This is a genomic window from Hydrocarboniphaga daqingensis, from assembly GCF_900129825.1.
GTDB lineage: Bacteria > Pseudomonadota > Gammaproteobacteria > Nevskiales > Nevskiaceae > Hydrocarboniphaga > Hydrocarboniphaga daqingensis.
Genome location: NZ_FQWZ01000007.1, coordinates 249099 through 260417 on the forward strand (window position 1 = coordinate 249099; position 11319 = coordinate 260417).

Below are 11319 nucleotides of genomic sequence, written 5' to 3' on the forward strand. Positions count from 1 at the left end.
TCCTGGCGTCGAGCCGATGCGGCGCCGGATCAAGGTGCGCCGTCGGCGGGCGCGCCTTCGGGCCGGCGACGGCGCTTCTGGCCATCACCGCGGGGGCCGCGCTGAGCCGGTGCCGCGCTGCCGTCGGCCGCCGGTGCAGCGCCTGCCGACGCGGCCGGCAGGATCACCGGCGCACCCTCGCGGAGCCGGTCGCCGCCTTCGGTAATGACGACATCGCCGATCTGCAGCCCTTCGGTGATCTGCACGCGGTCGTTGGTGGCGATGCCGCGTTTGACCTTGCGCTGGCTTACGGTGCGGTCGTCGTTCAAGCGCCAGACGAAGTCGCCGTCGCTGCCGTTGCGCACCGCCGAGATCGGCACGGTGACCGCGCCGCGGATCGTGCGCATCACCAGGCGCAGGTTCACGAACTGGTTCGGGAACAAGCTGCCGTCGTCGTTGGTGAAGCGCGCCTTGGCGCGAACGGTGCCGGTTTCGGTGTTGACCTGGTTGTCCAGCGTCAGAAATTGGCCTTCGGCCAGCGTCTGGGTCCGCGTGCGGTCGAGGGCTGTCGCTGCCAGCGTCTGGTTCTGCGACACCGGCAACTGGATTTCGGCAACACGGTCCTGCGGCACGGTAAACGCGACGTCGGTCGGCGCGATCTGCGTCACCACGACGATGCCGCTGGCATCGCCGGCGCCGATGTAATTGCCGACGTCGATGACGCGCAGGCCGGTGCGGCCGGCGATCGGCGAGCGGATCTCGCAAAAATCCAGATTCAGCTGTGCCGTGGCGACGGCGGCGCGATCCGAGGCTAGCGTGCCTTCGAGCTGGCGAACCGTCGCGGCCTGCGTGTCGACGTCTTGCTCGGCGATCGAGTCCTGCTGCTGCAGCGTCTTGAAGCGCTCCAGCGTCACGCGCGCATTGTCGAGCTCGGCGCTGTCGCGTTGCAGCTGCGCCTGTGCCTGCTGCAGCGCGATCTGGAACGGACGCCGGTCGATCACCGCCAGTACGTCGCCCTTGGCGACCCGCTGTCCTTCGCGATAGCGCACCTCGGTGATCACGCCCGACACCTGCGGCCGCACGATCACCGTCGCCAGCGGCGTGACCGTGCCCAGCGATTCGAGAATCACCGGGATGTCGGTGCTTTCCGCCGTCGCGGTGCCGACGGTCGTGCCGGGCCGGCGCGAGCCACCACCGCCGCCAAAGGCACCCGACGGCGGCCCGCCCGCCCCGGGCGGCCCACCGGCGCCGGGCATGCCCGGCGCTCCGGCGGTGCTCGCGGCTGGCCGGTGTCCCAGGTACCAGGCCAGCGCCGCCATGCCGGCGATCACGGTCAGCACAACGACGATGCCGACGATCCGGCTGCGACCGCGCTGCGGGGCCAAGGTCGGCGAGGGAACAGACGGCTGCATGCGGGGCTTGGCCAACGTGAATCCTTTGCGGGTGTGCGTGAACGGGAACGCTGCAGTGGGATGGAGCAGGGCGTATCGCGGTCAACCGCGTGCCACCGCCGGCTCGCGACAACGGTCAGCACGCGGGCCAGTCGCAGCGAAACTTACACTGCAGCGGCCGTCATCGACGCCGATCGCGCAGTAAAGTTTCGTTAACGTGTGTCGCCTGACGGTATCCCGGCTGCTGGCCGAACCACGATGCCGCTACAACGTTCGAAACGGTCGAGCAGGAAATTTGCCCCGTCGCCGGGCACAATACGCGCCGCGGCCGGCAGCGCGCCCGCGGAGAGGTGGCAGAGTGGTCTATTGCGGCGGTCTTGAAAACCGCTGAACCGCAAGGTTCCGGGGGTTCGAATCCCTCCCTCTCCGCCACTATTGGTCTGTACTGCCATTGGGCAGTGCAGACCAATAGCGAAGTGGAAAGCTGAGGGATGGATTCGAAGGGCGCGAGAGCGCCCCGGCCCGTAGGGGAATCCCTCCCTCTCCGCCACTATTGGTCTGTACTGCCATTGGGGAGTGCAGACCAATAGCGAAGTGGAAAGCTGAGGGATGGATTCGAAGGCGCGAGAGCGCCCCGGCCCGTAGGGGAATCCCTCCCTCTCCGCCACTATTGGTCTGTACTGCCATTGGGCAGTACAGACCAATAGCGAAGTGGAAAGCTGATGGAGGGATTCGAAGGGCGCGGGAGCGCCCCGGCCCGTAGGGGGTCCCTTCCTGCGCTACTCAGATCGCTTCGGAACCTCGCGAAAGATCGGTTGCAAGCGCAGCACGCCGGAGTCGGCGATGCCGCAGCAGGTATTGCAGGTCCGCCCGATTGTCATGCATCAGTTGCACGCCGAAGTAGTTGATGTACTCCAGCATGGCAAACACCAGCAGTCCGCCGGCCCATGCAAGATCGGCCGTGGCGGCGCCCCGTTGGCTCATCACGCCGTAGGCGATCACGACCGCCATCAGCGCCAGCAGATCGGCGAGTCGAAGGGCTCGATATAGCGGTCGGAAGTAGCTCGGCAGCGCCCGACGCGTCCTCACCGATTCGAGTTTCAGGTGCCAGTAGCCTGCGCCCTGCAGCAGCATCACCCCGACCAGCAACGTCGGGGGAAGGCGTAGCGCCCAATCGACCGGAAGGCCCGACTGCAGCCAGTGCCATATCAGCACGGCCGGGAGTGCCAGGGCGGCAAAGGCTTCCGCGTTGCGAAGGTAGCGAAGTCGGTTGTGGAGCGGGTTATTCGTCACGTGGATGGCGTTCCAGGGGTGCAAGGCCAAGCCTAGCGTTGCCGCCGACCCGATGCGCGCCTGTTGATGATCGCCGCGCTTTGCCCAGACTCACTTGGTTATGAAGGTCGATGCGATCCTAGGGCATGGACCCGGTGATTTGGTGAATAATTCAGGCTAACTGCCGCCGCAAAGCCCGATCTCGAAGGGCTGCACCGGCACCGCATTGACCGCTCACCTCATCACGTCTTGCCGCTTGAACCCAGTGGCAGCGTCAACGGAACCCCGCGCATGACCGCAAGCAAAATCGTCCACGTCGGCCGCATCGCCGTCGCCAACCATCTTCCGTTCGTGCTGTTCGGCGGCGTCAACGTGCTGGAGGACGAAAGCTTTGCGCTGCGGGTGTGCGAGCACTACGTCAAGGTGACGGCCAAGCTGGGCATTCCGTTCGTGTTCAAGGCCTCGTACGACAAGGCCAACCGCTCGTCGATCCGTTCGTATCGCGGCCCGGGCATGGTCGAGGGGCTGCGTATCTTCCAGGCGGTGAAGCGCGAGTTTGGCGTGCCGATCATCACCGACGTGCACGAGATCGAGCAGGCGCAGCCGGTGGCCGACGTGGTCGACATCATCCAGCTGCCGGCGTTTCTGGCGCGGCAGACCGACCTGGTGGTGGCGATGGCCAAAACCGGCAAGCCGATCAACGTCAAGAAGCCGCAGTTCATGAGCCCGCCGCAGATCAAGCACGTGGTCAGCAAGTGCCGCGAGGCGGGCAACGAGCAGGTGATCCTGTGCGAGCGCGGCAGCTGCTTCGGCTACGACAATCTGGTGGTCGACATGCTGGGCTTCACGCAGATGAAGCAGGTCAGCGGCGGCTTGCCGGTGATCTTCGACGTGACGCACAGCCTGCAGAACCGCGACCCCGGCGGCGAAGCCTCTGGCGGTCGCCGTGCGCAGGTACTGGAACTGGCCCGCGCCGGCTTGGCGATGAAGCTGGCCGGCCTGTTCCTGGAAGCCCACCCCGATCCGAGCGTGGCCAAGTGCGACGGCCCGAGCGCGCTGCCGCTGCACCAGCTGGAGCCGTTCCTGGCACAGCTCAAGGCGCTGGATGATCTGGTGAAGGGGCAGGACGAGTTGGTGATCGAGTAGCGCCGTCCGGGCTTCTGCTCAAGCCCGGAAATCCCTCAGGCGGCCCTGTGTCGCGCTGTCGATACTCCGCTCCCCAACCCTGCCGAGCCGCCCCGATGCTTCGTTCCCTGTTGGTTGCACTGAGTGCCTCGCTGTTGTCGATCGGCGCTGCCGAGGCGGCCGAAGGCATGTGGACCTTGGACCGCTTGCCGGTCGAGGCGATGCAGGCGCAGTACGGCTTCAAGCCCGATACGAAGTGGACCGAGCACGCCCAGCGCAGCGCGGTGCGTCTGGCCGGCGGGTGCTCGGGGTCGTTCGTGTCGCCGGACGGGCTGGTGATGACCAATCACCATTGCGTGCGCGAGTGCGTGGCGCAGTTGTCGACCGCCGAGCGCGACTTCGTCGAAGACGGCTTCTACGCCAAGACCGGCAAAGACGAGATCATGTGCCCGACGATCGAGCTGAATCGGCTCGACCGGATTACCGACGTCACCGAGCGCGTCAAGCAGGCCACGCAAGGGCTCAGCGGCGCCGAGTTCAGCCGCGCGCAGAAGGCGGAACGCTCGAAGATCGAAGCCGAGTGCGTCGGCAGCGACAAGGCGCGCACGCGCTGCGATGTCGTCGAGCTGTATCACGGCGGCGTGTACAGCTTGTATCGCTACCATCGCTATCAGGATGCGCGTCTGGTGTTTGCGCCCGAAGAATCGATCGCGTTCTTCGGCGGCGACCCGGACAACTTCAACTTCCCGCGCTACGACCTCGATCTGGGCTTGCTGCGTGCCTACGAGGACGGCAAGCCGGCCAAGGTCAAAGACTTCTTCCCGTTTAGTGCCAACGGCGCCGAGCCGGGCGAGATGACGATGATCCTCGGTCATCCGGGGCGCACCAACCGGTTGTTGACGGTGGCGCAGCTCGACCGCACGCGCGACGTCGATCTGATCCCGCGCTTGCTGCGGCTGTCGGAAATGCGCGGCATGCTCAACCAGTACGCCACATCGAGCGCCGAAGCCGCGCGCATCAGCAAGACCGATCGTTTCGGCGTCGAAAACAGCCTCAAGGCGCTCGGCGGCCAGCTCGAAGCGCTGCTTGACCCGGCGATCTTCGCACTCAAGCGCCAGCAGGAAGCCGAGCTGCGCGCGTTCGTCGCCGCGTCACCCGAGCGTCAGGCGGCGCAAGGCGCGGCATGGGACGAAATCGCCGCTGCCCAGCAGCGCTATCGTCAGTTCGAAACGCCGTACAAGTACATCGAAGGTAGCGGCGGTTTCAGCGGCGATTACTTCCGCATGGCGCGGATGCTGGTACGCGGCGCCGCCGAGCGCGCCAAGCCCAACGGCGAGCGCCTGCGCGAATACACCGACGCTGCGCTGCCGTCGGTCACTCAGCGGCTGTTCTCCAGCGCGCCGATCTACCCCGAGCTGGAATCGGTGATGCTCGGCTACTCGCTGACCAAGCTGCGCGCGGTGCTGGGCGCCGACGATGCGTTCGTGCAGCAGGTGCTCGGCCGCGATGCGCCAGAGTTGCTGGCACAGCGGCTGGTGGCCGGCACGCGGCTCGGTGACCCGGCAGTGCGCAAAGCGCTGTGGGACGGCGGTCAGGCCGCGATCGATGCATCGACCGATCCAATGATCGCGTTGGCGCGCAAGGTCGATCCGGCCGCGCGCGAACTGCGCAAGCGCTACGAGAGCGAGGTCGAAGCCGTCGAGCAGAAGAACACCGAGCATCTGGCGCGGGCGCGCCTCGACAAGTACGGCACCCGCGTCTACCCCGACGCGACGTTTACGCTGCGTCTGTCGTATGGCGAGGTCAAGGGTTGGGACCAGAATGGCACCGCAGTACCGCCGTTCACGACGATCGCGGGCGCGTTCAAGCGCGCGACCGATCACGATCCGTTCAAGCTGCCGGCGTCGTGGATCGCCGCGCAGCCCAAGCTCAATGGCGAGCAGCGGTTCAACTTCGTCAGCGACAACGACATCATCGGCGGCAACAGCGGCTCGCCGGTGATCAACCGCAAGGCTGAAGTCGTCGGTCTGGTGTTCGACGGCAATATCCGCTCGCTGGGCGGCGCATTCTGGTTCGACGGCGCGCACAACCGCGCGGTGTCGGTGCACAGCGGTGCGATTCTGGAGACGCTGCGCAAGGTGTATGGCGCGCAGCGCGTTGCTGACGAGATCGAGGCGGCGCGCAGCAAGCGCTGAGCGACGGACTCAGCCCGCTACAACATCAGGCTGCTGCAGTGGCCGCCTGATGCTTGGCGATCTGCTGCGCTAGATACGCGGCGTCCGCGCCGACGTCGGCAAAGCGGCCTGATCCCCAGGTGTTTTGCCAGGGCAGACCGAGGAAATACAGACCCTCGACGGGCGTGACGCCGCGCGTCTGCACTGGTTGGCCGCGGCCGTCGAACACCGGCGCTTCGAGCCATTGGTAGTCCGACGCAAAGCCGATGCACCAGATCACGCTGCTGATGCCGGCCGCCGTCAGGTCCAGCGTCAGCGGCTCGGTCTGCGGTTCCCACACGGGTACGTAATGCGGCTCGGCCGGGGCGTCGATGCCGTTGGCTGCGATATAGGCATCGACGGCGGTCTGAATGCCGCGATAGCTGTCGTCGGCGCGGTCGAGATTGCGACGTAGATCGGGCGCAAAGTGCACGACACCATCGGCGATCGTCTCGAAGCGGCCGTATAGCTGCATGCCGTCGGCGGCGAACTGGCGCAGGTCGATCGCCTTGCCGCCGTCACGCCCCGACAAGTAGTGATTGGTTTTTTCGCGGACGGTTTCTTTCTGCGGATGCTGGTCGAGCGTGATCGCGTAGTAGCCGGAGTCGGTCAGCCATTCGGTGACTTCGCGGCCGCGATAGACGCGCGGCGAGCGCGGCGCCGTGCCGACAGCCAAGTGCACGCGGCGCCCGGCGCGATGCAGGTCTTCGGCGATCTGCGCGCCGCTCTGGCCGGTGCCGACGACCAGCACGGCGCCGTCGGGAAGTTGCTGCGGATTGCGATACGCGCAGGCATCGATCTGCACGATGTGCGGCGGCAAGCGTTCGGCGCTGCGCGGCACGATCGGCCGGTGATAGCCGCCGGTGGCGACGATCACTTGTGCCGCATGCCAGCGACCACTGCTGGTGCGGATGTCGAAGCCGCCATCGACGGCGCGGACGCGCTCGACGCTGACGCCGGTCAGCAGCGGCGGATCGAACGACGCCACATAGGCTTCGAGATAGCGCACGATCTCGTCTTTGAGCATGAAACCTTTCGGATCGCGCCCGCCGAAGTCGGCGGCGTAGTCGAAACCCGGCAGCCGGCACTGCCAGTTCGGCGTCACCAGGCAGAAACTATCCCAGCGCGCATGGCGCCACTCGTGCGCAACGCCGTGACGCTCGAACACACGATGTTCGATACCGAGTTGCTTCAAGTGCCAGCTGATCGACAGCCCTGCCTGGCCGCCGCCGATCACCGCCACCGGTAGCTGCGGGTTGTTGAGTGGGCCGTTCATTCGAACTTGACCACGGTGACGGTGGCCTGCGGATCGCTCGCGTAGCGACTGGCCAAGTGTTCGATCTCGCGAATCTGCGCCGCCGCGTGGCCGCAGCCCCAGCCGTATTTCTGCGCGACGCGCTCGCTGGCGTGTTCCAGTGCAGCGCGGCTGGCCGCGACGAAGTCGTGCAGCGGATACGGATGATGCAGCTTGAGTGCGTCGCGGATCGTGCTCGACGGCGAGTAACACGCCGTCGTGCTGTCGTCCGGCCAACGCACATGGAAATGCAGTTCGGGCATGGCAGTGTGCTATCCAGGTAGAGAAGGTGGCTTGGGGCCGCAGCCGATCAAGCCGTTCTTGCGCAGGTCCCAGGCCAGGGCGTGGTCGCCACTGCGGTCGCGCAGCGTCAGTTGATGGCGGTTGTCACAGTGTCCGATCACTGCGCAGTCGATCTGGCGCGATGCGAACCTGCCCAACACGGCATCGACCGACGCCGGCGGCACGGCCAGCAGAAATCCGTAGCTGGGAAAGGTCGACAGCAGCCAGTCGCTGCGATCGACGCCGTGCGGCTGCGGCACGCTGTCGATGTCGACGCAGGCGCCGACGCTGGAGCATTCGAGCAGCATCAGCAGCGTGCCGAGCAAGCCGGCCTGGCTGATGTCCTTGGCGGCGCGGCACCAACCCGCCTCGGCGATCTGTGGCAGCAGTTCGAGGTCGGCGCGCAGCCGCTCCGGCGGCGCGCTGGTGCTGGCGTTCCAGTGCGGGTACGGCGCGCGATACGCGCCGCGCAAGTCGATCGCGGCGATCAGCGCATCGCCCGGCTTCGCGTCGAAGCTGCTCAGCAGATGCGATGCGCGGCCGAGAATCGCAACCGACAGTTGCTCGCGGTCGCAGCGCGCGTTGCTGTGTCCGCCGACCACCGGCACGCCGTAGGCTTGCGATGCGGCTGCAAGGCCTTCCATCAGCAGCTTCAGCGTGTCGCGATTACGACCCCAGGCCGCGTCGACGACCGCTGTCGGACGCCCGCCCATCGCATAGATGTCGGACACGTTGACCATGACGCCGCACCAGCCGGCGAACCACGGGTCGGCGCAGACGAATTCGTTGATGAAGCCCTCGATTGCCAGCAGTTGAAAGCCGCCGGCACCGTCGGGGATGGCCGCGCAATCGTCGCCGATCGGAACGCCGGCCAGCGTCGCTGCGGCGCCCAGTGTTGCGACGGCGCTGGCGATATCGGACTTGTGCGCGATGCCGCGCGTCGTGCGCAATGCCGCTGCAAGCTCATGCACCAAGCTCATGCGGCGCGCTGCCAGGGTGTGGCGGTGTACCAGGCGATTTCGTCCTGCCGCCGTGCCGGGTAGTGGCGCAGATCGGCCTGCATCTGCAGGTGCGGGCGGTTCTGCACGGTCGACGTCGCGACGACCTGCCAATGCAGACGCTCGAACAGGCTGCGGTGTTGCGGCTGCACGTTGGCGCTGAATTGCCGGCAACCGCGCGCAACGGCCGTGCTGACCGCGTGACGGATCAGCTCCGAGCCCAGCCATGCGCAGCGCCGGTAGTCGGCGTGCACGGCCAGCCGCGATCCCGACCAGTGTGCGGCGTCGTGATCATCGCAATGCAGCCGCACGGTGCCGACCAACTGCTCGGGCATGCCGGCGATGCAGGCGATGGCCGCGATCGTCAGCGCATCAGTGTCACGCTCGTCGGCGTCATCGCCGTCGAACATCGCTTGCTCGCGGCAGAACACCTGTTGGCGTAGCGCCCGGCATGCGACCCGCTCCCAGCGCTCGCTGACATGTTTGATCCGGTATTCGCCCGCCACGAACGGATAGGCCGTGCAGTCGCTGGATGCGAACGGCAGCATTTCAGCGCTCGAATGACGACAGGCTGGAGCACGCGCCGCAGCGACCGCAGCCGGCCTTGATGTCGGCGCTGCGCAAGCCGCCGGCAACCAGCATCGCGCCCAGCGGTTGCAGCAGGCTGCGCATGAACACCGGATCCGGCGCCGGATGATCCGCCAAGGGCGTGCCCGACGCCGGCACGAACGGCACCACGAATGGGTAGACGCCGATCGCCACCAGTTGCTCGCACATCGCCAGAATCGCGTCGCGTGTGTCGCCCAGGCCCGCAAGAATGTAGGTGCTGACCTGGCCGCGGCCAAACACGGCCACTGCGTCGGCGAAGGCGGTCATGTACTGCTCGATGCTGACCTCGGCCTTGCCCGGCATGATCCGCTGCCGCACCTCGGGCGTGACCGCTTCCAGATGCATGCCGAGGCTGTCGATGCCGGCTGCCTTCATCCGCGTGAACCAGATCGGATCATCCGGTGGTTCGCATTGCGCTTGAATCGGCAGATCCACTGCGGCTTTGACCGCGAACGCGCTTTCGCACAGCAGCGCTGCGCCGCGATCGGTGAAGTTCGGCGTGCCGGTGGTCATCACCATGTGCTTGACGCCGTCGAGCAGCACGGCGGCGCGTGCCACTTCGGCCAGCTGTTCGGGCAGCTTGCGGTTGATCGTCAGGCCGTTGGAGAGTGATTCGCCGATCGCACAGAACTGGCACGAAGTGCTGCGGCGGCCGTAACGCACGCAGGTCTGCAGCACCGTCGTCGCCAGCACGTCGCTGCCATGTAGCTGCGCGATCTTCGAATACGGCACGCCGTCCAGCGTTTGCATCTTGTAGAAGCGTGGCTGACGCGGAAAGCCGATCGTCGCGATCGTCTTGCCGTTGCGCTGCAGCGGCACGCTGCCGTCAGCCGCCATGGCGCCGGCTTCGAATGGCGAGTCGGCGGCGCTGCCGGTATGTACCGGCACCATGATCGTGCGGCCGTCGACCGTCACCGCTTTGTGATCGGTCGGCCCGGCGCCGCCACGGCGGCTCGGCGCGCCCGCATCGGGGTCAGTCAGTCGCAGGCCGCGCGACTGCAGATCGGTCAGCAGCTGCTGCGTCGTCGTCGCGGGCGCGTTGAGCAAGGTGTCCATCGAGTTGATCTCCAGCTGAGAGCAGGCCCTGCCGATGCAGTGGCTGCGCGGTTCGCGGGTCGAGGTTCAGCGACAGCAACTCGGGCCGTGCGTAGTGGCCGACCGAGTCCATCATGCGTTTGCGTTTGGTGATCAGCGCAAAGTCGAGGTCGGCGACGATCAGGCCTTCGCCGTCGCGCAGCGGCTCGCACAAATGCTTGCCTTCGGGCGACACGATCGCGGTGTAGCAACCGCCGCGCATCGCCTTTTGCAGTGTCGGGTCGGCGGTGATCGAGCTGATCTGCGCTTCGCTTAGCCAGCCAGTGGCGTTGACGCCGAAGCAGCCGGATTCGAGTGCGTGATGGCGCACGGCCAGTTCCATCTGCTCGGCAAAAATCGGCCCGACCAGCGAGCCTGGAAACTGGCTACAGTGAATCTGCTCGTGCTGCGCCATCAGCGCGTAACGCGCCAACGGGTTGTAATGCTCCCAGCAGGCCAGCGCGCCAATGCGGCCGACCGCGGTATCCACCACGTTCAGCCCGCTGCCGTCGCCTTGGCCCCAGACCATGCGCTCGTGATACGTCGGCGTGATCTTGCGACGCTTCAGTACGATCTCGCCGCTGACGTCGAACACCAACTGCGTGTTGTACAGCGTGCCGTGGTCGCGCTCGTTGACGCCCAGCACGACGACGATGCGGTACTGACGCGCTGCGGCACCGACGCGCTCGGTGTCGGCGCTGGGCACGGTCACCGCTTGGTCGTACAGCGCCAGATGCGCCGGGCCCATGGCCACTGCCGGCGTGATGAACGAAAAGTACGGGTAGTACGGCACCACCGTTTCGGGGAACACGATCAGCTGCGCACCCTGGCTTGCTGCGGCCGCGATCGCATCGATCACTTTCGCGATCGTGCCGTCGCGGCTGCCGAGCACCGGCGACAACTGCGCCGCCGCCGCACGGATCACGTGTGCGCTCATGCCGAGGCTCCGCAGCCCATTCCCTCTGCCGCCGGCAGAGGGGCAGGGGCGAGGGCGTCTGAGGCTCGAGCGCGGCTCGAGGATGAAGCCAAACGCGGCGCTGAGAGTCCCTCACCCGGCGCTGCGCGCCAGCATCGAACGGTGG

Annotated in this window: 10 protein-coding genes and 1 tRNA gene; 3 read left to right on the forward strand and 8 right to left on the reverse strand. The window is 66.6% G+C overall.

Translation table 11 applies throughout. The features are described 5' to 3' along the window. Positions 1-29 precede the first annotated feature (29 nt). Complete coding sequence (locus BUB09_RS14770) at positions 30-1406, reverse strand: efflux RND transporter periplasmic adaptor subunit (RefSeq protein WP_245793302.1); 1377 nt, start codon at positions 1404-1406, stop codon at positions 30-32. 308 nt (positions 1407-1714) lie between these two features. On the opposite strand from BUB09_RS14770, the gene BUB09_RS14775 reads away from it, so the two are divergent. Next, positions 1715-1802: transfer RNA gene (locus BUB09_RS14775), tRNA-Ser, on the forward strand. 351 nt (positions 1803-2153) lie between these two features. Here BUB09_RS14775 and BUB09_RS14780 read toward each other — a convergent pair. Further along, on the reverse strand, positions 2154-2693 hold the full coding sequence (locus BUB09_RS14780) for a hypothetical protein (protein ID WP_072898771.1): 540 nt from the start codon (positions 2691-2693) through the stop codon (positions 2154-2156). Positions 2694-2933: 240 nt separating this feature from the next. Here BUB09_RS14780 and kdsA point away from each other — a divergent pair, with 240 nt between their 5' ends. Together kdsA and BUB09_RS14790 are read left to right on the forward strand one after the other, a co-directional pair. After that, complete coding sequence (gene kdsA / locus BUB09_RS14785) at positions 2934-3788, forward strand: 3-deoxy-8-phosphooctulonate synthase (protein WP_072898773.1); 855 nt, start codon at positions 2934-2936, stop codon at positions 3786-3788. A gap of 95 nt (positions 3789-3883) precedes the next feature. Beyond that, positions 3884-5962: a S46 family peptidase gene (locus BUB09_RS14790; protein WP_072898775.1), complete on the forward strand. Its 2079-nt coding sequence runs from the start codon at positions 3884-3886 to the stop codon at positions 5960-5962. Between the two features lie 25 nt (positions 5963-5987). On the opposite strand, the gene BUB09_RS14795 is transcribed toward BUB09_RS14790, so the two are convergent. From BUB09_RS14795 to BUB09_RS14820, 6 genes are read right to left on the reverse strand one after another with little or no spacing between them, the layout of a single operon-like run. Continuing rightward, positions 5988-7256: an MSMEG_0569 family flavin-dependent oxidoreductase gene (locus BUB09_RS14795; protein WP_072898777.1), complete on the reverse strand. Its 1269-nt coding sequence runs from the start codon at positions 7254-7256 to the stop codon at positions 5988-5990. Then, positions 7253-7537: an MSMEG_0570 family nitrogen starvation response protein gene (locus tag BUB09_RS14800; protein ID WP_072898780.1), complete on the reverse strand. Its 285-nt coding sequence runs from the start codon at positions 7535-7537 to the stop codon at positions 7253-7255. Before BUB09_RS14800 ends, BUB09_RS14795 begins: the two co-directional genes overlap by 4 nt. A 9-nt stretch (positions 7538-7546) precedes the next feature. Next, positions 7547-8536: a sll0787 family AIR synthase-like protein gene (locus tag BUB09_RS14805; RefSeq protein WP_072898783.1), complete on the reverse strand. Its 990-nt coding sequence runs from the start codon at positions 8534-8536 to the stop codon at positions 7547-7549. Next, positions 8533-9102 carry an MSMEG_0567/Sll0786 family nitrogen starvation N-acetyltransferase gene (locus BUB09_RS14810; RefSeq protein ID WP_072898785.1) on the reverse strand — a complete coding sequence of 190 codons (570 nt, stop codon included), beginning with the start codon at positions 9100-9102 and terminating at the stop codon, positions 8533-8535. Before BUB09_RS14810 ends, BUB09_RS14805 begins: the two co-directional genes overlap by 4 nt. A 1-nt stretch (position 9103) precedes the next feature. Then, positions 9104-10219: an MSMEG_0568 family radical SAM protein gene (locus tag BUB09_RS14815; RefSeq protein WP_175550216.1), complete on the reverse strand. Its 1116-nt coding sequence runs from the start codon at positions 10217-10219 to the stop codon at positions 9104-9106. Then, positions 10137-11174, reverse strand: a complete 1038-nt coding sequence (locus BUB09_RS14820; RefSeq protein ID WP_072898787.1) for a Nit6803 family nitrilase — start codon at positions 11172-11174, stop codon at positions 10137-10139. Before BUB09_RS14820 ends, BUB09_RS14815 begins: the two co-directional genes overlap by 83 nt. Positions 11175-11319: the final 145 nt, after the last annotated feature.

Bases quoted from the DNA above. Each gene is read 5' to 3' on its own strand.
- kdsA (WP_072898773.1), top strand. From the start codon at position 2,934: ATGACCGCAAGCAAAATCGTCCACGTCGGCCGCATCGCCGTCGCCAAC.
- BUB09_RS14790 (WP_072898775.1), top strand. From the start codon at position 3,884: ATGCTTCGTTCCCTGTTGGTTGCACTGAGTGCCTCGCTGTTGTCGATC.
- BUB09_RS14820 (WP_072898787.1), bottom strand. From the start codon at position 11,174: ATGAGCGCACACGTGATCCGTGCGGCGGCGGCGCAGTTGTCGCCGGTG.
- BUB09_RS14810 (WP_072898785.1), bottom strand. From the start codon at position 9,102: ATGCTGCCGTTCGCATCCAGCGACTGCACGGCCTATCCGTTCGTGGCG.
- BUB09_RS14815 (WP_175550216.1), bottom strand. From the start codon at position 10,219: ATGGACACCTTGCTCAACGCGCCCGCGACGACGACGCAGCAGCTGCTG.
- BUB09_RS14800 (WP_072898780.1), bottom strand. From the start codon at position 7,537: ATGCCCGAACTGCATTTCCATGTGCGTTGGCCGGACGACAGCACGACG.
- BUB09_RS14795 (WP_072898777.1), bottom strand. From the start codon at position 7,256: ATGAACGGCCCACTCAACAACCCGCAGCTACCGGTGGCGGTGATCGGC.
- BUB09_RS14805 (WP_072898783.1), bottom strand. From the start codon at position 8,536: ATGAGCTTGGTGCATGAGCTTGCAGCGGCATTGCGCACGACGCGCGGC.